Origin of the sequence: Streptomyces atriruber, from assembly GCF_001418325.1 — a bacterium.
GTDB classification, from domain to species: Bacteria; Actinomycetota; Actinomycetes; order Streptomycetales; family Streptomycetaceae; genus Streptomyces; species Streptomyces atriruber.
On record NZ_LIPN01000095.1, the window covers coordinates 26,876 to 50,299 of the forward strand.

Consider the following 23,424-nt stretch of genomic DNA (forward strand, 5'->3'; position numbering starts at 1 on the left):
GTTCACGGGTTCCGCAGCGTCAGCAGACGCTTCCCCCGCGCCGTGCGCACCTCGTACCGGTCGGTCTGCGCGGTGCGCAGGGCCGCGGCGCCCAGTGTCCATACGGTCGGCCCGGGAACCCGCCACGACATGACGGTCTGCTCGGAACCGTCGGCGCCGACGGCGACCAGCTCGCAGACCCGCTCCCCGGCCGCCGCGTCGCGCACCGTGAGCCCGACCTCCGTGCCCCAGGCGCGGTCCCGGGCGGTGAGCGTGGCCGAGAGCCCGCTGTGGGCGTCCCGCGCGCTGATCCGCACGGGCCCGGAGCCGCCTGCCGTCGTGACGGCCACGGCGGGCGCGCCGACGACCAGGACGACACCGACGGCGACCGCGCACAGCCGTCTTCCGCGTCGCACGCCGTGCAGCCGCCCCGTCTCGCTCAGGAGGCGGTCCAGAAGGCCGGGGGAGGGGGCGGCGAACGGCTCCACGGAGATCGGAGTCGCACGTCCGTACCGTTGCAACTGCCGGGTGGCCGCGCGGAGCTCGTCCATCGCCACGGTGCAGGCGGGACAGCCCAGGAGGTGATCCTCGAAGCGGTGGGCGTCCGCCTCGTCCAGGACGCCGAGCGCGTACGCGCCCGCGTCACGATGCCGCTCCAGGGGCCTCATGGTGTTCCTTGTCGTTCCGTGTCGGTGCCGGGTGCCGTTCCTCCTCCGGTACGCAGCGGAACGCGGAATCACTCAAGGGCGGGACGGCCTCAGAACAGATGGATGGCCAGGTGTCCCAGCGGCAGCCCGAGCCGCCACGCGGGGGTCCACACCTTGGGGCCGTCCTCCTCGCCCTGCACGGCGCGGCCGGGCACGGAGTCCAGATCGGGCGCCAGGAGCTCGGTCTCCTGCAGCCAGCGCCACGCCTGGTCGGCGAGGGCCAGGTCGGGCCCTGCGGTCCCGGCGACGGCGTCGGCCATGAGCAGCGCCATCCGCTCGCGGACCCAGTCCTGCCACGGCTGGCCGTAGGCGGTCAGGCTCAGCCAGGTCTCCAGCTGGGAGACCACGCGGATGCCGGACAGTTCGCCCCGGGTGTCCGACAGGAAGATCGTCAGGGCGAGTGCGTCGCGGCCCGCCCGGTACTCGAAGGAGGTGGGCGGCATCAGATCGCCGGTGCGCAGCAGCTCGTCCGCGATGTACTCGGCGTACAGCCACGCCATGGGGACGACCAGTTCGCCGCCCTGGGGGCCGTCCGTGTTCCCTCTGCTCTCGTGCCGCATCCTCTCCGCCTTCCTCCGGTCCGTGCGCGTCACCGGCCTCTGGCCCCCCTGTCCGGCGCACGGTGAGGAACAGCCGATTACCCGCGAGGGGTGCTGAGCAAGGCGCTTTACGGAGCCTTGACCCGGCCTCCGGTTTCACCGCAGGTGGGCCGCCGTGTGTTGTTCGCGTCACAGGTGAAATCGTTTGACTCCGTTTCAGGGACTGTGACGGCAATGGTCCTTGATTAGCCGTTAGCTCCGTATCTGACTTCGTCTGGCCGAATATCGCCCCATCCATGGAGCCCGACCGATGAAGCAGCGCGCACGGATCACGCGGCACACACCTGCCACTTTCACCCCGCACACACCGAAATCCTCGGCAACGCCGGGAACCCCGCACACCGCACCGAAGTGGCGGAGCGCCCTGCGCCCTGCGCCCGGGAAGGCCGTCGCCGCGGCCGTCCTGATCGCGGGCATCGCGGCCACCGCCGCCTGCTCGGCCCAGCCGGACACGACCGGGAAGGAGCCCGCCCCGAACGGGAAGTCCGGGCGCGCCGAATCGGGTGCGGCCCCGGCGCACTCCCCGGCCGGCGGATCGGCGGCCGGAAAGCGCGGCTTCACGCTCGCCGCCTCCGGGGACGTCCTGCCGCACTCCTCGATCATCCGCAGGGCCAACGCGGACGCGGGCGGCGACGGCTACGACTTCGCGCCGATGCTCGCGGGCGCCAAGCCGGTCATCCGCAAGGCCGACCTGGCGATCTGCCACATGGAGACGGTCTACGGAGCAGACGGGGACTACAGCGGCTACCCGAGCTTCAAGTCGCCGCCCCAGGTGGCCCGCGCCCTCAGGACCACCGGGTACGACGCGTGCTCCACCGCCTCCAACCACACCCTCGACGACGGCTCGGCAGGCGTGCGCCGCACCCTGGACGCGCTCGACAAGGCGGGGATCAAGCACGCGGGCTCGGCGCGCTCGGCCGCCGAGGACAAGACCCCGGTGTGGCTGCGGGCGGGCGACGCCAAGGTCGCGCAGCTCGCGTACACGTACGGCACGAACGGCTATCCCCTGCCGAAGGGCAAGCCCTGGTCGGTCGACCTCATCGACCGCAAAAAGATCGTCGCGGACGCCAGGGAGGCCCGGAAGGCGGGCGCCGACGTGGTGGTCGTCAGCCTGCACTGGGGCAGCGAGTGGCAGGACGCGCCCGATCGCCGGCAGTTGCAGCTCGGCAAGCAGCTCACGGCGTCCCGCACGGGCGGGCGGCCCGACATCGACCTCATCCTCGGCACCCACGCCCACGTGCCGCAGGCCTACGAGAAGGTCAACGGCACCTGGGTCATCTACGGCATGGGCGACCAGATCGCCGGCGACATGATCAACCACGAGGGGGCGCACGACCCGCGGGGCAATCAGGGCACCATCGGCCGCTTCACGTTCGCCCCGCCCGCGCGGCCGGGCGCCCGCTGGGAGGTGGAGAAGGCCGAGTTCCTGCCGATGTGGTTCGACACGGACCCCGGCCGCGTCGTCAACCTCAACACCGCCCTCGACCGCGGCGCCGACGTGAGCGCCGTGCGCGACCGGATCCGCCGCGTCGTCCTCAGCCGCGGCGCGGGCAAGGACGGCCTGGTCATGGGGAAGTAGCCGCTGCGGGCCCGTCCGCGGGCGGGGCGATCCGCAGCAGCCAGCCGCGTCCCGGGGCCACCGGGACCGGCTCGCCCGCGGCGAACGACCGCTCCGGCTGGAAGCCCTCGACCGCGGGCGCGTACGCCGCCACCGGGCCCGACCCCGTGGTCAGGACGACCTCGGCGGGTTCCGGCGCCCAGGACGCCACCGCGGTCGCCGTGCCGCCCGGACCGCGCCACGTCGTCGCGAGGACGTCGTCCCGGCCGGTCCGCACCGGCGGCTCGCCCGCCCACCAGCCGGTCATCTCCGCCTCGGGCAGCCGGAGCCCGTCGAAGGCCCGCCAGAGCGGCCGTACGTCGGTCATCGGGGCCCGTGCCGTCATGCCGAAGACCAGACCGCGCCACGGATTGCCGCCGCCTTCCAGCATCTCGCCCATCAGGCCGAAGGGGATGCCGGACATCTCGACCAGCCAGTAGGCGGGGTCGGCCCCGTCCGCGCCGTCCCGGCCGTCGTAGTCGAAGAGCTCGCCGAGCCAGAGCCGGTCGACGTACGGCAGCAGCTCCGCGTACAGGTTGGCGCTCGACGCGAAGCCGTCCGGCTCGCGGAACTGGTTGCAGGAGTGAAGGTCGACCAGTGGCGCGGACGCGCCGGACCGGGCGAGCGCCTTGCGGACCCGCTTCATGGTGGTCCTGTCGTACGCGACGTCGTCCAGATAGAGCCCGTCCACGCCGACGACCCGGCGCAGCCGCTCGATGCCGCACACATAGGAGTTGTGCCACCGCGAGTCGCCGGACGTGACGACCGCGACGTCACCGACGTCGGGCGCCACCCAGCCCGGGACGTAGCTGCCGCCCAGGTGCTCCTGCAGCCACGCGTGTCCGCCGCCGGGCCCGGACGCGAAGATCTCGTCGCCGAGCGACGCGAGCACCGGCAACTCCGGTGTGTGGCGGGTGAGTTCGCGGACCGTGTCGTAGACCTTCACGCGGACCCCCAGCCGGTGTGCCTCGTCCGTGTAGGCGCGCAGCGTCCCGGCGGCGAGCAGCGGGTCGTTGATGTACGGGTTGGGCGGCGTCGCGTGGTGCAGATTGACGACGTTCGCGCCGTACGCCGCGACCTCGCCGGGTGTGGCGTAGGCGTGGAAGTACCGCTCGGTGAGCTGTCGCGCCGGGTCGAGCGGCTTGAACGGGGTGAGCAGCAGCCGGAACGTGAAGCGGCGGCTCTCGCCCGCGCGCAGCCGCAGCGGGCCGCTGAACGCGGTGAGCGCGCGCACCCCTTCGGCGGTGCGCAGCCGCACCCCGCCGTCCCCGTCGCCCGCCCAGGAGTGGGGCGTGACCAGGGGCTTCTCCCGGTAGTAGTTTGTGTTGAGCGGTCGCTCATAGTGCTCGTCGCGCAGCGAGAGCTGGAGGCCCGCCGCCGGGTCGCCGAGCCAGCAGGCGTCCTGGTTCCGGGTGGGGGTGTCCCACGTCCAGTCGTACGTCGCCGGACAGGCGCGGCCCGTCAGGCCGAGGCCCATGACGTACCGGGCGACGTCCTCGCGCATCGGCACGTCGAGGGTCACGTCGAGTTCGGTGTCGGCGGTGGCCTCGACGGTGGCGCGCAGGACGAGGAAGCCGTCGGACTCCAATTCCCCTTCCGTGTGCAGGAGTACGTCCCGTCCCGTCGCCGTCGTGGACCAGCGCGCGCGTGCCGGTCCCGGCTGGTCGAGGGTGAGCGGCCCGTGCTCCAGGGCGCGGCCGACAGCGAACGCGACGGGCGCGGCGAGCAGCTCGCGCTCGGGTCCGTCGGCCCGGGTCACGGACGGCGTGAAGGCGGAGGAGATGCGGTGGGGCAGGCCGTCGGTGCCGAGCTCCACGGCCCGCCCGAGGATCGAGAGGCGCCGTCCGTCGACCTTCACCGGTGTGAACGGCGGGACCACTTCGTCGTCCTGCGCCAGCGTCGAGTCCAGCCAGCGGAGCCGGGTGAGCCGTGCGGGGTCCCCCGTGCCGTGCCCGGCGACGACGGCCTCGTTGACGGTGAGCCGCAGCGGCAGGGTGCGTTCCGGGGCGCCCTGGGCACTGACGGCGATCTCGCCCTCGTAGACGCCGGGACTCGCCCCCTCGGGCACGTCGATGCCGCACCACAGCGCGGTCACCCCGCCCTCGGCGACCTCGACGTTCCGCTCGAAGACGGCGCCGCGCGCGTCGATGCCGCCCGTGCTGAGGCACCGTACGGCGAACGGCAGTCCCCGCACCTCGGCGCGCACGCCCGTGAGGCCGGTGAGCGCGTACACGCCGATCTGCACCGCGTAGAACTCCCCGCGGTCCGCCGCACCAGTGAAGGGCGCCCCCGGCGTCGCCCGCGCCCAGCGGGCGGGCAGGCTGCCGTACCGGCCCAGCGGATGGGCGCGATCCTCGGCGAAGAGCACGAAGGGCTCGCCGGAGTGCGCCCGGCGCAGCGCCGCGCACTCGGCCGCGGTCGCGGCGAAACCCATCGGGGCGAACGAGTCGACCGCGCTCGCCGACTCGTAGCGGAACGCCTCGGCGCGGGGGAGCCGGGACCAGCCGTCGCCCTCACCGACGGGTCCGGCCCCGTCGGTGCCCGCCCCCTCGACGCCGCCGCCGTCCAGTCCGCAGCGGTGCGCCCAGCCGGGGTCGGCGGTCCGGGTCGGCGGCCGGTAGGCGGCCTGGGGGTAGTACGGCTTGCCCGTGTGCGCGTACGGCAGATAGTGCACGGCGTACGCCCCCGGGCCCTCCACCGGCTCGAAGGCGATGCGGCCGCGCTCCCCGGACACCTCCACGGCCACCGTGTTGTGCACCCGCAGCCCGGACGGGGCGAGGACGATCACGTCCACGTCTCCCGTGCCGGAACGTACGCTCACGCCCTGGCGTCGCCACGGGAGTTCGGCCGCCACGGCGGGGGCCGCGTCGGTGACCTCCACCAGCAGGCGATGATTTCCGTAGACGTCCTGATCCCAGATGCCGACGCCGCACTCCAGCTCGGGATGGCCGGCCTGCGGTTCTGTCTGACCCATCCGTGCTCCCAAGGGCGCTGTTTGTTAGGTAAGTTTCTCAATCGCTCCGGGTCACCCTGGGAGCAACCGATCTTGCTGTCAAGGGGAAGGGACCCATGAGTGGCGACCCGTTGAGTGGCGATCCGTCACTGCTGCGACGGCTGAACGCGGCGGCGGCCCTGCGCGTGCTGCGCGAGCGCGACGAGATCACCGTGCCCGAGCTGGCCGCGCTGATCGGCGTCTCCCGGCCGACCGCACAGGACCTGACGGCCCAACTACTGCGCGAGGGGCGGCTCGTGGAGCTGACCCCGGGCAGTGGTGGCGTCGGCAGGCCGGCCCGTAGATTCCGGTTCCGCGCCGAGGCGGGGCACGTCCTCGGCGTCGACATCGGCGCGCACAAGATCCTGGTGCTCGCCGCCGACCTGCTCGGCCGCACCGTGGCGGCCCAGCGCGTCGCCGTCACGCCCGAACTGCCCGCGCGCGACCGGCTCGACGCCGTACGCACCGCGATCGCCGGGTGTCTCGCCAAGCCCGAGGCGGCCGGGGTGCGCCCACTCGCCACCGGCGTCGGCACCAGCGGCATGGTCGACACCAAGGGGCGCGTCGCGGTCAGCGACTCGCTGCCCGAGTGGACCGGCCGCGACCTCGCCCGCGAACTCGCCGACACCGTCCACGGCCCCTTCGTCGTCGGCAACGACATCCAGCTGGCCACCCTCGCCGAGTGCACCGGCGGTGTCAGCGTCGACGTGCGCGACTGCGTCTACCTCTACGTCGGCAACCGGCTCGGCATCGGCCTGTGGCTCCGCGGCGAACTCCACCGCGGGCACCACGGGGCGGCCGGCGAGATGGCCGCGGGGGACGGTTGGGAACTCTCCTACCAGCGACTTCTCGACTGGTTCGCCGGCCATCAGGGCGCGGAACGGCCCACCCGCGAGAACGCGGCGCGCGCGGTCGTCACCGCCGCGGCCGCCGGCGACGGCGGCGCCCGCTACACCCTGCGGGCCTTCGCCGAATGCCTCGCCGACAGCCTCACCCGCCATGTCGCCGTGCTCGACCCGCGGGCGGTCGTGCTCGGCGGCGGCATCTCCCGGGCGGGCGCCCTGCTGAGCGAGCCGTTCGCGCGGCGCCTCGCCGAGAGCTGCCCGTACGCACCCGAGGTGCGGACCTCCGTGCTGGGTGAGGAATCCACCGCAATCGGGGCAGCCCGCCTCGCACTGGACCACCTGGAACAGATGGAACAGACCGAACGCGCCGCGCAGAAAAGTCCAACCCCTTAGGACCCACAGGTGGTTGACGGGCGCGGGCGGCCCTTCCATGATGTGGCTCACTTTCGGCAAGTTGGCTTCTTAATTCCGTCCCACAAGAACGTTCCCCAGCAGCCCGCTTGCCGGTGTCCCCATTCCGTCGTGCCGCCAGGCCAGGGAGAACGAGTGACATCCCCTGCAACGCGACGCAGGCCACAGGCCGCGTCACCGCCCGCGTCCGTGTCGAAGTCGACGTCCAAGTCCCCCTCGGGGGGCCCTGGTCCCGAGGTGCGCATGCGCGCCCCGCTGCGTGTCCGGCTGCGCAACAACTGGGTGATGCTCGCCCTCATGACCCCGGGCGTGCTGTTCTTCATCGGGTTCTTCTACGTCCCGATGCTGGGCAACGTCATCGCCTTCCAGGACTACCAGCCCTTCATCGGCTTCAAGGACAGCCCGCTGGTCGGCCTCGCCAACTTCCAGGAGCTGTTCGCCGACCCGGCGTTCTGGGAGTCGGTCCGCAACACCCTCGCCTTCGCCGCACTCCAGCTGATCTTCTTCTTCCCGGCCCCGTTGGCCCTCGCGCTGCTGATCAACAGTCTGGTCAGCCCGCGCGTCAAGAAGTTCGTGCAGAGCGTCGTGTACCTGCCGCACTTCATCTCGTGGGTCCTGGTCGTCGCGCTCTTCCAGCAAGTCCTCGGCGGGGCGGGCCTGTTCAGCAACTACCTGCGTGACCACGGCATGTCGCCGCTCGACGTGATGAGCGACCCCAGCACCTTCCCGCTCCTGATCACGGGCCAGGTGATCTGGAAGGACATCGGCTGGGGAATGATCATTTACCTGGCGGCGCTCGCCAACGTCGACCAGAGTCTCTACGAGTCGGCGGCCGTCGACGGCGCCGGACGCTGGCGCCGCATGTGGCACGTCACGCTGCCCGCCGTCCGCGGCGTGACGATCATGCTGCTCGTGCTCCGCCTCGGCGACGTGCTCTCCGTCGGCTTCGAGCAGTTCCTGCTCCAGCGCGACGCGGTCGGCGCCAGAGCGGCGGAAGTCCTCGACACCTACATCTACTACCACGGCGTCGTCTACGGCGACTGGGGCGTCGGAGCCGCGGCGGGCCTGGTCAAGGGAGTCATCGGCGCCCTGATGATCTGGGGCGCCAACAAGGTCGCCCACGCCTTCGGAGAGCACGGGGTGTACAGCAAATGAGCAGCTTCGGATTCCCCCTGCGCACGCCCCGGGTCCGCGAGGAGCGGCCCGCCTGGGAAGAGCCGCCGACGAAGATCGGGTCGGCCGCCAAGGCCGTCGTCATCACGGTCATCTGCGCCGTGATGATCCTGCCCTTCCTCACGGTCCTCTCCACCAGCCTCGCCTCCCGCAAGGAGATCACCGAGTCCGGCGGCTTCGTCCTCTTCCCCACGGACCCGACCCTGGAGGCGTACCGCACGATCCTGTCCGGCGGGATCGTCTCGCGCGCGGTGGTCGTGAGCGTCCTGATCACGGTGGTCGGCACCGCGCTCTCGCTCCTGACGACGATCGCGCTCGCGTACGCCCTGAGCAAGCGCGGCGTCCCCGGCAGCAAGCCGATCCTGCTGATGGTCCTCTTCACGCTGCTGTTCGCGCCGGGGATGGTCCCGATGTACGTGGTCGTCAAGGAGCTCGGACTCCTCGACTCCTACTGGTCGTTGATCCTCCCGGTGCTCATCAACGCCTTCAACCTCGTCGTGCTGCGGGCGTTCTTCATGAACATCCCCGACGAGCTCTACCAGGCGGCCCGCATCGACGGCGCGGGGGACTGGCGCATCCTCACCCGCATCGTGCTCCCGCTCTCCAAGGGAGTCGTCGCCGTCGTCGGCCTCTTCTACGCGGTGACGTACTGGAACGCCTTCTTCAACGCGATGCTCTATCTCAACGACTCGGGCAAGTGGCCCATCCAGCTGGTCCTGCGGACGTACGTCGTCCAGAACAAGTCCATGACGAGCGACCAGCTCGGCATCGCCCACATGCCGCCGCAGCAGTCCCTCTCCATGGCCGTGGTCATGCTCGCGCTGCTGCCGATCCTCGCGCTCTTCCCGTTCCTGCAGAAGTACTTCACCAAGGGCGTGCTCACCGGCGCCATCAAGGGCTGACCCCACCCCGCCCCGCCCCACCACGACCTCATCCGCGGAGATTCCCATGCCTGGCATGTCCCGACGCACCTTCCTCAGCCTCTCCACCTCCGTCGCCGCGGGCGCGGCCGTCACCTCCCTGACGGGCTGCGGCTCCGGCACGAAGAAGACGGGTGAGGCGGCGTCGTCGAAGGTGAAGCTGCCCACCCACGTCCCCTTCACCAAGATCAAGCCCGACCTCGCGCCCAACGCGAAGGGGCTCTCGGCCGGCTTCCTCTCCTACCCGAAGGACCTGGTTCGCAGCGTCGCGAAGACCCCCGGCGACGGCTCGGGGATCACCATGCTCACGGAGATCTGGACGCAGCCCCCGACCCCCAAGGGCTCGAACGCGTACTGGGACAGGCTCAACAAGGAACTCGGCGTCGACCTCACCGCCATCCTCGGCACCGACCCCGGCTACGAGGAGAAGTTCTCCGCGACCATCGCCGGCGGCGACCTGCCGGACCTGCTGTGGATACCGCCCAACCAGGGCATCCAGCACGTCGCCGAACTCCTGGAGGCCAAGTGCGCGGACATCACGGAGTACGTCTCCGGTGACGCGGTGAAGAAGTACCCGAACCTCGCCGCGATGACCCCCGCGCACTGGAAGACAGCGGTCGTCAACGGCAAGATCTGGGGCGCGCCCGTCCCCTACCCGGCGTTCGGCCAGGTCTACGCGGGCAACCCGAAGGTCTGGGAGAAGGCGGACGGCATCGCGTCGCGCGACGCAGAGGAGTTCCTCGCCAAGTGCAAGGAGGTCACCGGCGGCAAGACCTGGGCCCTGGAGCCGATCTACGTCAACGCCGTCAGCGTACTCAGCCAGTGCTTCGGCGCCCCCAACAAGTGGCGGCAGAACAAGGACGGTTCGCTGACCTGGTTCCAGGACACCGACGAGTACGAGGCGGCCCTCGACTTCGTCCTGAAGCTGAAGAAGGCGGGCGTCTTCTACCCCGGCAACCCCAAGATGGCCGACGCGTACATCAAGATGGCGCAGGGCACGATCGGCGCCACCGTCCACGCCAACCCGTACAACGCGCGCAAGGAGATCCGCGTCCAGGACCCCGGCATCGCGTCCGAGATCCTGATCCCGTTCGCCGCGGGCGGCAACAAGCCCCACCACCACTACCACCTGGGCACCATCGGCTACACCGCCATCAAGAAGGGCGACGAGAAGCGGGTGCGCATGCTGCTGCGCGTCCTCGACTACCTGGCCGCGCCGTTCGGCAGCAAGGAGCGCGAGTTCCTGGAGTACGGCACCGAGGGCGAGGACTTCACGTACGACAAGAACGGCTTCCCGGACCGCACCAAGCAGGGCAAGCAGCAGGTCGAGGGCCTCTTCAGCGGACTGCAGACGTCGACGACCTCGCCCTTCTCCCTCATCGCGTCCAGCTTCCCGGGCACGGACCGCGTCCGGGACGTGAAGGACGTCTACGCCGCCGAGCAGAAGCTCCTGGAGACCGCGATCCGCAACCCCACGGTCGGCCACTACTCGGACGCGTACACCCAGCACTACGGGCGCATGTCCACCGAGGCGACCGACCTGGTCAACGACATCGTCAGCGGGCGCAAGAAGATCGGCGAGTGGCGGCCGTTCTGGGCCGAGTGGAAGAACAAGGGCCTGGAGCAGATGGCCCGCGAATACCAGAAGTCGATCGAGCGGAGCTCCTGACGCGCCTCACGCCTCGGTGCCCCGATCCGTCTTCGCCAGCTCCGACTTCCGGTACGAGTAGCCGAAGTACACGCCGAGACCGATCAGGAACCACACGGCGAACCGCACCCAGGTCTGCCACTGCAGGAAGGTGATCAGCCAGATCGAGAAGACCACGCCGATCGCGGGCACCACCGGCATCCCGGGACAGCGGAACGTGCGCGGCAGCTCCGGTTGCTTGTACCGCAGCACGATCACCGCGACGCAGACCACGACGAACGCCAGCAGGATCCCGATGTTGGTCAGTTCGGCCGCCTCGCCGATCGGCAGGAACCCGGCGATGGCGGCCGACGCGACCCCGACGATCCACGTCACGCGCGTCGGCACGTGCCGCGTCGGATGCGTCTTGGCGAACCACTTGGGAAGGAGGCCGTCCCGGCTCATCGAGAACCACACGCGCGTGCAGCCCAGCATGAACGTGAACATCACGGTGAGGATGCCGATGATCGCGCCCACCGCGATGACGTCCGCCAGGCCGCCGAGTCCCACGGACTTGAAGGCCGTGGAGAAGCCGCTCTCCGGGTCGACGTCCTTGTAGCTCTGCATGCCGGTGAGGACCAGGCACGCGAGGACGTACAGCACCATCGAGATGGCGAGGGAGTAGAGGATCGCCTTCGGCATGTGGCGCTGGGCGTCCTTGGACTCCTCGGCGGCGGTGCTCATCGCGTCGTACCCGAAGACGGCGAAGAACACGGTCGCCGCGCCGGTGAACGCGCCGCTGACCCCGTAGGGGAAGAACGGATCGTAGTTCCCGGTCTCGATGTGGAAGAAGCCGACCGCGATCACGACGAGGACCACGATCACCTTCAGGACGACCACGATCATCTCGAAGCGCGCGGCGTTCCTGATGCCGAGCGTGAGGAGATACGCGATGAACAGGCACAGCACCGCGGCGAACAGGTCGACCTTGTGCCCGTCACCGGTGCCCGGCGCGCCCATCATCCAGTTCGGCAGCTCGGCCCCCATCTCCTCGACCAGGAAACCGAAGTAGCCGGAGATGCCGATCGCGACCACGGCGACGATGGCGGTGTACTCCAGCAGCAGGTCCCAGCCGATGAACCAGCCGGTGAGCTCGCCGAGCACCACATAGCCGTAGGTGTATGCGGAGCCCGCCTTCGGGATCATGCCGGCGAACTCGGCGTACGAGAAGGCGGCGGCCGCGCTCGCGACGCCCGCGATCAGGAAGGAGACCAGCACCGCGGGGCCCGCCGTGCCGTTGGCGACGGCCCCGGCGAGGCTGAAGATGCCGGCGCCGATGATGCCGCCGACGCCGATCGCGGTGAGTTGCCAGAGCCCGAGGGACCTGGCGAGTCCGCCGCCCGCCCCCGCCTCTGTCTCCTCGATGTGCTCGATGGGCTTGCGGCGCAGTACGCCCTGTCCCATCCGGAGTCCCGACATGAGCTCCACCTCTTCGCAGACGGCAGTCGGCTGATGGCGGATCATGATGGCCCAGGCCGGGCCGCGACGGAAGACGCCACACGCGGGGCGCGCGCAGGGCCGCCGCGGCGGGGGCCATTCAGGTCACATCGGGTCACGTCGGGGCACGTCACGTCACCTCAGGTCACTTCACGGCACCACCGTGACCGGCCACCGGCCCGCCTTCACCAGACGCACGGCGACCGACCCCACGATGCGATGGCCCGCCTGCTCGGAGGCGCCGACGACGACGGCATCCGCCTTGAGGTCGTCGGCGGCGGTGACGAGACCGGTGTAGGGGTCGCCGCGGAAGGTGTGGAACTCCCACCGGACGTCGAATATGTCCTTCACCCGCTCGGTCGCGGCCCGGATCTCCGCGATCAGCCCCTCGGCGATCTCGTCGGTGGTCTCCGCGACCGGGACGCCGAACGCGGCGCCCGCCGCCATCACCGGCTGGATGTACACGACGGCGAGCAGGGCCCGCTGTCGCCGGGCCAGGCCCCCGGCATATGCCGCCGCTCTCAGCGAGGAATCGGAGCCGTCGACTCCGACGACGATCACCTTGGGCCCGTCGGTGCCGCGTTCGAACTGGTGGGACTGGTCTTCACTCACGCCGAGAGGTTAGCGGAGGCAGTGCTACCGCCTGTGTTCCGGGCGGTCGTGCCCCGCCCTGCCCCTCTCGACGCGCGCGGCGGCGCGGCTCTTCCTAGAGTCGTGCTCATGACGGTCAGCACGGAGGAGCCCCAGGCCAGAGGACCGATACCGCGCCGAGGCGGATTCCTCGGACGCGTCCCGGAGGGGTTCGCCGCCTTCTTCGGAGCCCTCGGCGTCTTCTGCGCGGTGCTCGCGGTCATCTCTCCGCTGCGCCGCCTCCTCACGCCCGTCATCCGCGTCCTCGACCTCCTCACGGTCCCGGTCAGCGCGAACCTCGCGTACGCCGTCTTCCTCTTCCTGCTCGCCGCCGCGACCGCCGCCCGGAAGAAGGTCGCCTGGTGGCTCGTCGTCAGCTATCTGGGTTTGCTCCTCGCCTTCGACGTGCTCGGCGCGGCCCTCGGCTTCTGGGCGGAGTCGCTGCCCTCCTTCATCATCTGCGGCGTCGCCTTCGTGCTGCTGATCCTGGCCCGCAAGGAGTTCTCCGCGGACTCCCGGCGCGGGGCCGTGTGGCGGGCCATCGCGGTGCTCGCCGCCGGGCTCGGCGTCGCGATCCTGGTCGGCTGGGGCCTGGTGGAGCTGTTCCCCGGCACGCTGGTGCGCGGCGAGCGCCTGCTGTGGGCGGCGAACCGGGTCTGCGGCGGGCTGATCCACGGCCACGACTACTTCGACGGCTCCCCGCCGCGCGGCCTCTACTTCTGGCTCGGCCTGTTCGGCGCCCTCGCCCTGCTCAACGCCGCTGCCACGCTCTTCCGCTCCCAGCGCATGGAAGCGGCCCTGCACGGCGACGAGGAGCCCCGCATCCGCGCCCTCCTCGGGGCCTACGGCGCGCAGGACTCGCTCGGCTACTTCGCGACCCGGCGGGACAAGGCCGTCGTCTTCTCGCCGAGCGGCAAGGCCGCCGTCACCTACCGCGTCGAGGCCGGCGTCTGCCTGGCCAGCGGCGACCCCGTCGGCGACCGCGAGGCCTGGCCGCACGCGATCGGCGCCTGGCTGGAGGTGGCCCGGCAGTACGCCTGGGCCCCCGCCGTCATGGGCGCGTCCGAGGACGGCGCGACCGCCTACGCCCGCGCCGGGCTCGGCGCGCTGCAGCTCGGCGACGAGGCGATCCTGCACGTCGCCGACTTCGACCTGGACGGCCGCGACATGCGCGTCACCCGCCAGGCCGTGAACCGCGTCCGCCGCACCGGCGCCACCACCCGGATCCGCCGCCACTCCACCCTCACCGATGAGGAGATGGAGGAGATCGTCGACAAGGCCGACGCCTGGCGGGACACCGAGACCGAGCGGGGCTTCTCCATGGCCCTGGACCGCCTCGGGGACCCCGAGGACGGCGACTGCCTGCTGGTCGAGGCCTTGGACGCCGACGGCAAACTCCTCGCACTGCTCTCCCTCGTCCCGTGGGGCAAGGATGGCATCTCCCTCGACCTGATGCGCCGCGACCGCACCGCACCGAACGGCGTCATGGAGTTCATGGTCGCCGAACTGTGCGCCGCAGCGCCCCGGTCGGGCGTGCGCCGCATCTCCTTGAACTTCGCGGTGTTCCGCTCGGTCTTCGAGGAGGGCGGGCGCATCGGCGCGGGCCCGGTGCTGCGGCTGTGGCGCAAGCTGCTGCTCTTCTTCTCCAAGTGGTGGCAGCTGGAAGCGCTCTACCGCTCCAACGCCAAGTACCACCCCGAGTGGTATCCGCGCTTCATCTGTTACGGCGACAGCGGCGCCCTCGCCCGCATCAGCCTGGCCTCCGGCATCGCCGAGGGCTTCGTCTCCGTGCCCTCCCTGCGCAAGCTCTGGGGCAAGGGCCACAAGCCCCGGGGCGTCACCCAGCCCGCGACCACCGAGGGCCTCCCGTCGATCGCCGCGCTCGGCCTCGCGGACGGGGACGCCGCCGCCGACCCGGACCCGACGTCGAAGCTCCCGGAACAGATCCGCATCCGCCACCGCAAGCTCGACCGGCTGCGCGCGCAGGGTGTCGACCCCTATCCCGTGGGTCTGGCCCCGCGCACCCACGAACTCTCCGCGATCAACGGGGAGATGACGGGCACACAGGTCACGGTCGCGGGCCGCGTCATGCTCGTACGCGACTTCGGCGGCGTCGTCTTCGCCGTGCTGCGGGACTGGTCGGGCGACCTCCAGCTCGCGCTCACCCGGGACGCCTCGGGCCCCGATGTGCTGGACCGCTTCACCTCCGGCACCGACATCGGCGACCACATCACCGCCACCGGCACGGTCGGTACCAGCGACCGGGGCGAGCTCACCGTCTTCGTCACCGACTGGCTGCTCACCGGCAAGTGTCTGCGCCCGCTGCCCGACAAGCGCCGCGGCCTCACCGACCCCGAGGCCAAGGTCCGCCGACGCTACCTCGACCTGGTCGCGAGCCCCGGCGCCCGCGACGTGGTCCGGGCCCGGTCCACCGCCGTGCAGGCGCTGCGGCAGGGCCTGCTGGACCGCGGATATCTGGAGGTCGAGACGCCGATGCTCCAGCAGATCCACGGCGGCGCCAACGCACGGCCCTTCACCACCCACATCAACGCCTACGACCTGGACCTGTATCTGCGCATCGCCCCCGAGCTGTACCTGAAGCGGCTCTGCGTCGGCGGCATGGAGAAGGTCTTCGAGATGGGCCGCACCTTCCGCAACGAAGGCGTCTCCTACAAGCACAACCCCGAGTTCACGATGCTGGAGGCCTACCAGGCCTTCGCCGACTACGACGTGATGCTCGACCTCACCCGTGAACTCATCCAGGGCGCCGCGATCGCCGCCTTCGGCAGGGCAGTGGCGTACAAGGACGGCGTCGAGCACGACATCTCCGGGCCCTGGCCGGTCAAGACGGTGTACGGCGCGATCTCCGAGGCGCTGGGAGAGGAGGTCGACGCGGACACCCCGGTGGCGGACCTGCACCGGCTGTGCGACCGGGCCGACGTCCCGTACACGACCGATGACGGCCGTGGTGATGTCGTCCTGGAGATGTACGAGCGGCTCGTCGAGGAGCAGACGAAGCTGCCCACCTTCTACAAGGATTTCCCGACCGACGTCTCCCCGCTCACCCGCCAACACCGCACCGACCCACGCCTCGCCGAACGCTGGGACCTCGTCGCCTTCGGCACCGAACTGGGTACCGCCTACTCGGAGTTGACCGACCCCGTGGAGCAGCGCCGCCGTCTCACCGCGCAGTCGCTGCTCGCCGCCGGGGGAGACCCCGAGGCCATGGAGATCGACGAGGATTTCCTCGACGCCCTGGAGTACGCGATGCCGCCCACCGGAGGCCTCGGCATCGGGGTCGACCGGCTCGTCATGTTCCTCACCGGCCTGACGATCCGGGAGACCCTGCCCTTCCCGCTGGTCCGCCGCGTCTGACAGAACGTGCGCGTCCGACAGAACCTCCGCGTCTGAACGGGTGCTTTCGGAGGCCGCCCCGGTGTTGGTGTTCCGCATGGGCCTTCCGCCATGCGACGGATTAGTCATGAAAGATGATCAGCTGACTCCAGGGCGGCGGGTCCTGCTCCGCGCCGCGGCGGTCCTCGGTCTGGCCACGACCGGGGCGTGCGGGGTGTCGGAGGTTCCGTCCGCGCCGGGCCCCGCCGCCTCCGGGGGCGCGCCCGCCGGGGGCCCGCAGGCCGCCCGTGCCCTCAAGCCCTCCGCGTACCGCCTGCAGCCCATCGCGGGATACGGTCCGCAGCGCGCCAAGCGGGCCCTGCCGCATGTGCGCAAGGCGCCGATCCTGCGCATGCCGGGCCGCGACCGGTCGATGGTGCTGACGTTCGACGACGGACCCGACCCCCGATACACCCCGCACGTCCTGCGGACACTGCGCAAGCACGACGTCCGTGCGATGTTCTTCGTCTGCGGCGAGATGGCCGTCGACAACGCGGACCTGCTCCGCGAGATGGCCGACGACGGGCATCTGATCGGCAACCACACCTGGAGCCACCCGCTGCTGCCCCGCCTGGGCAGAGCCGCGATGCGCGAGCAGATCGAGCGCACCTGCGACGTCATCGAGGAGGCCACCGGAGAGCCCCCCGCCTGGTTCCGGGCCCCGTACGGCGCGTGGAACCGCAACGCCTTCCAGCTGGGGGCCCAGCTGGGCATGGAGCCGCTCGCCTGGACCGTCGACACCCTCGACTGGACCGAGCCGGGCGCGGCGACCATCGTGCGGCGCGTCCGCGCGGGCGCCGGGCCCGGCGTCGTGGTGCTCTCGCACGACGCGGGCGGCGACCGCTCGGGCAGCGTCGAGGCGCTGCGCAAGTACCTGCCGGAGCTCCTCGACTCCGGCTACCGCCTCACCGTGCCGAGCCGCTACATGTCCTGAGCGGTCCCGCAGCGCTCCTTTGCGCCGCCGCCCGTCTGGTCCCCGGCTCAGCGCACGGCGGTCAGGCGGGCGAACACCACGACGTTCCCGTCGTATCCGGACTGCTTGGAGAAACCGCCGCCGCAGGTGATGACCCGCAATTCGGGAGTTCCGCTGTTTCCGTAGACCCGCTTGCCCGGGAAGTTGTTCTTCTCGAACACTTCGATGCCGTAGATCTCGAAAATCGCCGTCTTTTTGTCCGCGCGCTTGACCTCGATGTGGTTGCCCTTCTTCAGCGAACCGAGGCCGTAGAAGACGGCGGGGCCCTGCTGGTTGTCCACATGGCCGACCACCACGGCCGTGCCCTTCTCGCCGGGCGACACGGCGCCGGTGAACCAGCCCGCGAGATTCGGGTCCTCTGGCGGCGGCGCATCCACCCAGCCCTCGGCGTCCAGTCCCACCTGTATGACCGGGGCGTCCACGCGGATGCCCTTGATGCGCACGCGCTCGGCCGGGGAGAACGCCAGCGGGACCGGGGCGGCGGCTCCCGCGTCGGGCGCACGGTCCGCGGCCGCGGCGGACGCGGGCTGCGGCGGGCCCACGTCGAATTCCCCCGAGCCATTGCGGATCAGCGCGAGTCCGGTCAGCAGGACAAGCGCCATCACACCCCACGGGGCACGCTTCTTCTGCTTTTCCTCCTCATGGAGATCCGGGAAATCCTGGAATTCGAACTTGTCGGCCGGATGGGACGAAGGCATGCTCTATCCCCTCTCGAACGCGGCAGAGAGCCGTGTCCGTTGCGCGTACCGAAACGCTAAGCGCGGGGCGCGCGGCGTGCGAAAGGGCGGGAGCGAACGGGTGGCGCCGAGGCAGGCGTGCGCCATCCGAGTCGCGCCGGACAGGAAATTTCTGACGGTCCGTGACCTGCGGTGATGTCAGGTTGCGCGGACGCGCCTCGGCGTGTCGTCTCACCAGGACGGCGGATCCCCGAAATGCGGCCCCGTGCACGGCATCTGAGGGTCAGTCTGGGAGGCGCTCTCGCCGATCGACCGGGGACGGTATCCCCGGGGCGTCTTCCGCGGAGGATTGCCATGCGTACTTCCCGTATGCGGACCACACGTGCCCTCGCGGTCGCCGCGGCGGCGGTCGGGGTCGTCGGGCTCGCCGCCCCGGCCGCGTCCGCCTGGGCCGACCCGACCAACATCGTGGCGATGCCCAGTGTGATTCCGAGAGGGGGGCATCTGACGGTCACCGTCGACGGGTCGTCCTGCCAGTCGGGCGGCAAGGTCACGTCGCCCGCCTTCCCGGACACGAACCTGCAGGCCATCCCGGGCGGCACCACGGCGAGCGGCACCGCGACCGTCCACTCGCACGCCCGCCCCGGCGCCTACGACATCACCGCCCACTGCGGTGGCAAGACGCTGGTCCGCCCCGCCGCGTTCACCGTCATCCACGGTGGTGTGCGCGGTGGCGTCGGCTCCACCGCGAACTCGGGCGCGACCGGGACCGACATGGCGATCGGCGGCGCCCTGGTCACCGCCGCGCTGCTCGGCGGCGGCGTCTTCTGGATGCGCCGACGCTCCGAGAACAGGGTCTGACCCCGCGGTCCGGGCCGGCGCGCCCCCCTTCCGCCCCGCGCCCGGCACCACCCTTCTCGCACGGCAGGTGAACAGCGCTTCGCCCCCGGGACCTGGAGACGTTCCGGGGGCGAAGCGCTGCCCGGCGGGGGTCAGGAGTTGCCCTCGCCGGTGCGGCGGCGGGTCTTGTAGTACGCGGTGCCCAGCGTGCCCAGGATCAGGGCGCTGCCGAGGGCGATCTCGTGCAGGTCGAGCCCGCCGAGGCTACCGCCGATGCCGGCCTTGACGCCCTTGTGGTGCGAGCTGCCGTCGGGGCGCCCGGTGGCGATGGTCAGGTCCGTCTTGTCACTGCCCGGGTTGCTGCCGTTGCAGGTGAACGTCACCTCGTACATCGCGCCGGGCTTCGCGTCCCAGAACACCTGGGCGGTGGCGGACTTCTGGCCCTTGGGGATGGTGGTGTCGTCGAAGACGCCCGAGGTGACCTTGGTGTCGCCGTCGTCGCACCCGTCGACGTTCAGGGTGACCTGGCCGCCCGCCGCGACCGTCTTGGGCGAGATGCTGAAGCCGAACGCGGTGACGTTCTCCTCGCCGACGGCGGCCGCCGACGCGGTCGGTGCGGTCAGGGCCAGTGCGGAAGCGGTGAGCAGAGCGGCCGAAGCAACGCGTATCGCGCGCATGGTGAATCCTCCGGGTCTTCCGAGGAGCAGCTGCGGACCTTCTTCCGCTGGCGCCTGAAATGCACCTCGATGCCCAGAACGCTAGGTACGGCCCCGGGGCGCCGCGATCTGTGTCGCGCGAACGGGGCAATCGTGTGGGCCGGTCGGGCGAACCGGGCGGCGCGGCGCCGTCGACGGCGCCCGGGGACGTGTCAGGGCGTCAGGCCGATGCGGGACGCCAGCCACGGGAGCTGCTTCTCCAGGCCGGGGCGCCACACCTGCCAGCTGTGCCCGCCGGGCAGTTCGACGAGCTCGACCTGCATCCCGGCCTTCTTCGCGGCCGCGTACACCTTCAGCGCCTGCGGGCGGTACGTCGAGTCGTCGGTCCCCGCGACGAAGGTCCCCGCGGTGTCCGGGAACTTCTTCCGCGCCATCACGTCCATAGGATTGACCTTCTCGAACGCCGCCTCGTCGCCGCCGAACGCCGCGTCCACGGTCTTCTTGCGGCTGCCGAGGGTCGGCTCGTCCTGGCCGGAGATGTCGAGGAAGGTGCCGTAGCGCCGCGGTGCGTTGACCGCCATCTGCAGGGCGCACGTGCCCCCGTTCGAGAGCCCGGAGACCGCCCAGTGCGCCCGGTCCGTGGCCGTCTGCAGATGGCCCGCCGCCCACGCGGGGACGTCGTCGGCGAGATACGTCTGCACCTTGCCGAGCCTGGAGTCCATGCACAGCGGATTGTCGAACGAAGACCCCAGCGGATCCACCACCAGGACGATCGGCGCGAGCCCCGCGTGCCGTCCGGCGAACTCGTCCATCATGTCCGGCAGCTGGCCCGAGGTGATCCAGTCCTGCGGGGCGCCGGGCTGTCCCGCCATCAGGACGAGCACGGGCAGCAGCGGCCGGGGCGAGGCGCGGTAGGCGGGCGGCAGATAGACGTACGCGTCACGTGCCTTGAACCCCGACTTCGTGCCGGGGATCGAGGCGGTGGACACCGTGCCCTTGGCGGGCAGTCCGCCCGGCGCCTTCCAGACCTGCGACAGAGCCTTGCCCTCCGGCACGTCGAGCGTCGGTTCCCTCTTGCCCGTGGCGTCCTTGAGGCTGACGGTGTCCTGCGGGCCGAGCGCGGTCCGCAGGGTCGGGTAGTTGTCGTAGTGGATGTTGACCTCGGATAGGCCGAGCACGACGACGAGCGCACCCGCGAGCAGCGCGCCCGCGCGGCCGCGCCAGCGCAGCGTCGGCAGCCGGAACAGCGCCAGACACACCCCGAGGATCACCACGCCGATCCACACGACGACATCGCCGGGGAGCTTGTCGGGGAAGGGCTGCCACCAGTCGTCGACGGTGAGCCGGACCAGCAGGGTCAGGAGCGCCGCGGTGATCACGGCGAGCGGCAGCAGACGGGTCCACCAGCGGCGGTCGCGGGAGAACAGGAGCGCGGCGAGGGCGAGGCAGCCGAGGATCCGCACGACGAGCGGAACCGCTCCGTCGACCAGCGACCAGTCCAGCGGCCCGGTGGCCATCGGCACCCGCTCCACGCGCGTCCTCGTTCCGGGAGAGGTAGGTGAGCGGGCCGCTCTGCCTTGAGCTACAGCCCCTCGATGTGGAGCTGGGTGGACTTGAGCGCACCATCTGCCCGCTCACTGAAAACGATAGCAATCGTAACAATAGGTGCAAACCGGGCTAATGCCTCAGCCGTGCGTCCACGTGTGCGGGCCGCCGCGCCACTCGACGAGATGCGGGTCGTCCAGCGCGATGTCGGCCTCGCCCAGCCCCGCCCGCCGCAGGAGATCCGTCAGATCCCGGTCACTGCGTGCGACGCCGACGTCCTGTCCGCGCACGGTGACCTGCCGTCCGCCGTCGGCGGTGGGCGGGTGGACGACGATCGGTGTTTGCCAGGCCATGGGACCAGAGTGCGCCGTCCGGCGGCACCGCGCAGCGCGGTTCACGGCCAACGAGGGCGGAGAACTCCCCAACGGGCAGAGCGGAAGGGGGCGTTGGCGAAATTCCATGATCCCTGCCGTAGGGTGGGGCCGACCGCACGGAGCATCGCACGGGGGAACGAACGTGGAACAGGTGTCCCGAGCTGCCGACGCGCCCTCTGGGAAGGTCGTGGTCGTCGTGCCCACGTACAACGAACGGGAGAACCTGCCCCTCCTGATCGGCCTGCTCACGGCGCTCGGCCTGCCGAACCTGCACGTCCTGGTGGTCGACGACGGTTCGCCCGACGGCACGGGCGCCCTCGCGGACCGGATCGCGGAGGAGTCAGGGGGAGCCGTCACCGTCCTGCACCGGACGCAGAAGGACGGGCTCGGCCGTGCCTACGTGGCCGGGATGACCCGCGCCCTGGCCGACGGAGCGGACGTCGTCGTCCAGATGGACGCCGACCTCTCGCACCCGGCGAAGACGCTGCCGCTGATGGTGCGCACCCTGCTCGCGGGCGACGACGGCCTGGCCGTCGTGGTCGGCTCGCGCTATGTGGCGGGCGGCGCGCTCGCCACCGAATGGGCCTGGTACCGCAGGGCGCTCTCCGCCTGGGCGAACTTCTACGTCAACGCCGTCCTGCGGCTCGGCGTCAAGGACGCCACCGCCGGGTACAAGGCGTGGCGCGCCGGTGCGCTCGAAGCGATCGACCTGCCCTCGGTGCAGAGCAGCGGCTACTCCTTCCAGGTCGAGATGAACTACCGCACGATCCGCCGCGGTCTGCGCATCACCGAGGTGCCGATCACCTTCGAGGAGCGGGTCAACGGAGAGTCGAAGCTCAGCCTGCGCGTGCAGGCCGAGTCGGCCGTCACCCCGTGGAAGCTGCGGTTCGGCCGCCGGGGCGCGGGGAGCTGACGGGCTCCCCGCGCCGGAGGCGGACCGGGGTCAGCCGCCGATGCCGGGGAACAGCGTGAGGAACGGATCCGCTGTCACCGCGACGCCGCGGCTGTAGGGGGCGTCGAAGTCCCAGATGAGGAAGAGCAGGAAGGCGAACAGGGCGGAGAACAGTCCGGCGAGGACCAGTTCGCGCGGTGTACGGCGGATCTGCAGCGCGAAGATCATGCCGATGGTGACGAGCCCGCCGATGATCAGGCCGAACCAGACCACGCCGGGCATCGTCGCGCCGAGGCTGTCGGCGCGGGCGCTGCGTGCGTCGTCGGCGGCCGCCACCGCGTCGACCAGTGGCTGATACGCCTGCGCCTCGAAGTCCGATTTCGGTTGGTAATCGGTCACGTCGTGCCGGACGCGGGACAGGAGCTCCGTGCCGCGGTCGGTGAGTTCGCCGTGGGACTTCATGGTGTCCCACTCCGTGCTGACGACATGGCTGACATAACTGTGGACGTCGTCCCGAACGCGTTCCCGGACGTCCGCCGGGTAGATCCGCACGCGCTCCGAGACCTCGTGCAGCGCCTGGGCCTCGAGGCGGACGTGTTCCTGGGCGGAGCCGCGGGCCTCCCAGGCACCCGCGATGGCCAGGCCCAGCACGATGGCGTACACGACACCGATCATCATCGTCATGTACTCGATGACGTCCGGTGTCTCGGACGCGTCGTAGTCCGCGCCGGTCCTGCGGTGCCGCAGGAGGGTCACGATGAGTACGACACCGCAAGCGGCCACCATCGCGAGGGTGAGAACAAGCCATTCCGACATGAATACCTCCGGCGGTCAGCGCGGGCGGAGCGCGGCCACGGCGAGCACCGCGGGTGCCGTGACGAGCAGAGTGAGCGAGACGAGGGACGGGCCGTGGCGGGGCGGTGACTTGCGAGGCGGAGCGTGGTACTCCGGATAGGTCACCCGCTTGGGGGGCTTCGGTGGGCGGACGGAGGGCTTGGGCTTCGGTTCCGGCTTCGGCGGGGGTGCCGGTGCCACGGCCCGTGCGGGCGGCGGAGGCGGTGGAGGCGGCGTGGGCCGGACGGTCGGCTGCGGTGGTG

Annotated in this window: 19 protein-coding genes and 1 pseudogene; 9 read left to right on the forward strand and 11 right to left on the reverse strand. The window is 71.0% G+C overall.

The features are described 5' to 3' along the window. Nucleotides 1-2 precede the first annotated feature (2 nt). The gene (locus AOK03_RS10995) at nucleotides 3-647 is read right to left on the reverse strand and encodes a zf-HC2 domain-containing protein (protein ID WP_055565007.1); all 645 of its coding nucleotides are present in this window, start codon (nucleotides 645-647) and stop codon (nucleotides 3-5) included. An 89-nt stretch (nucleotides 648-736) separates the two neighbouring features. Then, the gene (locus AOK03_RS11000) at nucleotides 737-1,246 is read right to left on the reverse strand and encodes a hypothetical protein (RefSeq protein WP_055565008.1); all 510 of its coding nucleotides are present in this window, start codon (nucleotides 1,244-1,246) and stop codon (nucleotides 737-739) included. Nucleotides 1,247-1,535: 289 nt separating this feature from the next. Here AOK03_RS11000 and AOK03_RS11005 point away from each other — a divergent pair, with 289 nt between their 5' ends. Continuing rightward, nucleotides 1,536-2,864: a CapA family protein gene (locus AOK03_RS11005; RefSeq protein ID WP_079074631.1), complete on the forward strand. Its 1,329-nt coding sequence runs from the start codon at nucleotides 1,536-1,538 to the stop codon at nucleotides 2,862-2,864. On the opposite strand, the gene AOK03_RS11010 is transcribed toward AOK03_RS11005, so the two are convergent. Continuing rightward, the gene (locus tag AOK03_RS11010) at nucleotides 2,851-5,856 is read right to left on the reverse strand and encodes a glycoside hydrolase domain-containing protein (RefSeq protein ID WP_055565009.1); all 3,006 of its coding nucleotides are present in this window, start codon (nucleotides 5,854-5,856) and stop codon (nucleotides 2,851-2,853) included. The genes AOK03_RS11005 and AOK03_RS11010 overlap by 14 nt on opposite strands. Nucleotides 5,857-5,951: 95 nt before the next feature. Between AOK03_RS11010 and AOK03_RS11015 the strand changes: the two genes are divergently transcribed. The 4 genes from AOK03_RS11015 (at nucleotide 5,952) to AOK03_RS11030 (ending at nucleotide 10,892) form a co-directional block, all read left to right on the forward strand. Beyond that, nucleotides 5,952-7,112 (forward strand): ROK family protein, encoded by a 1,161-nt coding sequence (locus AOK03_RS11015; protein ID WP_063792473.1) that lies wholly within the window; start codon nucleotides 5,952-5,954, stop codon nucleotides 7,110-7,112. Between the two features lie 261 nt (nucleotides 7,113-7,373). Then, nucleotides 7,374-8,285, forward strand: a complete 912-nt coding sequence (locus AOK03_RS11020) for an ABC transporter permease (protein WP_079074632.1) — start codon at nucleotides 7,374-7,376, stop codon at nucleotides 8,283-8,285. Continuing rightward, nucleotides 8,282-9,205, forward strand: coding sequence for a carbohydrate ABC transporter permease (locus AOK03_RS11025; RefSeq protein WP_055565012.1), 924 nt, complete (start codon nucleotides 8,282-8,284; stop codon nucleotides 9,203-9,205). Before AOK03_RS11020 ends, AOK03_RS11025 begins: the two co-directional genes overlap by 4 nt. Nucleotides 9,206-9,260: 55 nt before the next feature. Then, complete coding sequence (locus tag AOK03_RS11030; protein ID WP_055565013.1) at nucleotides 9,261-10,892, forward strand: extracellular solute-binding protein; 1,632 nt, start codon at nucleotides 9,261-9,263, stop codon at nucleotides 10,890-10,892. A gap of 6 nt (nucleotides 10,893-10,898) precedes the next feature. On the opposite strand, the gene AOK03_RS11035 is transcribed toward AOK03_RS11030, so the two are convergent. Both AOK03_RS11035 and AOK03_RS11040 read right to left on the reverse strand, forming a co-directional pair. Next, nucleotides 10,899-12,329: an amino acid permease gene (locus tag AOK03_RS11035; RefSeq protein ID WP_055565026.1), complete on the reverse strand. Its 1,431-nt coding sequence runs from the start codon at nucleotides 12,327-12,329 to the stop codon at nucleotides 10,899-10,901. A gap of 168 nt (nucleotides 12,330-12,497) precedes the next feature. Further along, the gene (locus AOK03_RS11040) at nucleotides 12,498-12,959 is read right to left on the reverse strand and encodes a universal stress protein (protein WP_055565014.1); all 462 of its coding nucleotides are present in this window, start codon (nucleotides 12,957-12,959) and stop codon (nucleotides 12,498-12,500) included. Between the two features lie 108 nt (nucleotides 12,960-13,067). Here AOK03_RS11040 and lysX point away from each other — a divergent pair, with 108 nt between their 5' ends. Both lysX and AOK03_RS11050 read left to right on the forward strand, forming a co-directional pair. Next, the gene (gene lysX / locus AOK03_RS11045; RefSeq protein WP_055565015.1) at nucleotides 13,068-16,352 is read left to right on the forward strand and encodes a bifunctional lysylphosphatidylglycerol synthetase/lysine--tRNA ligase LysX; all 3,285 of its coding nucleotides are present in this window, start codon (nucleotides 13,068-13,070) and stop codon (nucleotides 16,350-16,352) included. A 106-nt stretch (nucleotides 16,353-16,458) separates the two neighbouring features. Beyond that, nucleotides 16,459-17,304, forward strand: coding sequence for a polysaccharide deacetylase family protein (locus tag AOK03_RS11050; RefSeq protein ID WP_055565016.1), 846 nt, complete (start codon nucleotides 16,459-16,461; stop codon nucleotides 17,302-17,304). Nucleotides 17,305-17,351: 47 nt separating this feature from the next. On the opposite strand, the gene AOK03_RS11055 is transcribed toward AOK03_RS11050, so the two are convergent. Next, nucleotides 17,352-18,041 (reverse strand): class F sortase, encoded by a 690-nt coding sequence (locus AOK03_RS11055; RefSeq protein ID WP_055565017.1) that lies wholly within the window; start codon nucleotides 18,039-18,041, stop codon nucleotides 17,352-17,354. A 348-nt stretch (nucleotides 18,042-18,389) separates the two neighbouring features. On the opposite strand from AOK03_RS11055, the gene AOK03_RS11060 reads away from it, so the two are divergent. Beyond that, on the forward strand, nucleotides 18,390-18,881 hold the full coding sequence (locus AOK03_RS11060) for a hypothetical protein (protein WP_055565018.1): 492 nt from the start codon (nucleotides 18,390-18,392) through the stop codon (nucleotides 18,879-18,881). Between the two features lie 131 nt (nucleotides 18,882-19,012). Here AOK03_RS11060 and AOK03_RS11065 read toward each other — a convergent pair whose 3' ends face one another. The 3 genes from AOK03_RS11065 to AOK03_RS11075 form a co-directional block, all read right to left on the reverse strand. Continuing rightward, on the reverse strand, nucleotides 19,013-19,537 hold the full coding sequence (locus tag AOK03_RS11065; protein WP_055565019.1) for a hypothetical protein: 525 nt from the start codon (nucleotides 19,535-19,537) through the stop codon (nucleotides 19,013-19,015). Nucleotides 19,538-19,728: 191 nt separating this feature from the next. After that, on the reverse strand, nucleotides 19,729-21,033 hold the full coding sequence (locus tag AOK03_RS11070) for an alpha/beta hydrolase (protein WP_055565027.1): 1,305 nt from the start codon (nucleotides 21,031-21,033) through the stop codon (nucleotides 19,729-19,731). Between the two features lie 168 nt (nucleotides 21,034-21,201). Next, nucleotides 21,202-21,414 (reverse strand): hypothetical protein, encoded by a 213-nt coding sequence (locus AOK03_RS11075; RefSeq protein WP_055565020.1) that lies wholly within the window; start codon nucleotides 21,412-21,414, stop codon nucleotides 21,202-21,204. A 172-nt stretch (nucleotides 21,415-21,586) separates the two neighbouring features. On the opposite strand from AOK03_RS11075, the gene AOK03_RS11080 reads away from it, so the two are divergent. Continuing rightward, the gene (locus tag AOK03_RS11080) at nucleotides 21,587-22,348 is read left to right on the forward strand and encodes a polyprenol monophosphomannose synthase (protein WP_055565028.1); all 762 of its coding nucleotides are present in this window, start codon (nucleotides 21,587-21,589) and stop codon (nucleotides 22,346-22,348) included. A 30-nt stretch (nucleotides 22,349-22,378) separates the two neighbouring features. Here AOK03_RS11080 and AOK03_RS11085 read toward each other — a convergent pair whose 3' ends face one another. Together AOK03_RS11085 and AOK03_RS43420 are read right to left on the reverse strand one after the other, a co-directional pair. Further along, on the reverse strand, nucleotides 22,379-23,143 hold the full coding sequence (locus AOK03_RS11085; protein WP_055565021.1) for a bestrophin-like domain: 765 nt from the start codon (nucleotides 23,141-23,143) through the stop codon (nucleotides 22,379-22,381). Between the two features lie 15 nt (nucleotides 23,144-23,158). Then, nucleotides 23,159-23,424 (reverse strand): annotated as a pseudogene (locus tag AOK03_RS43420) (hypothetical protein); the annotation flags it as partial.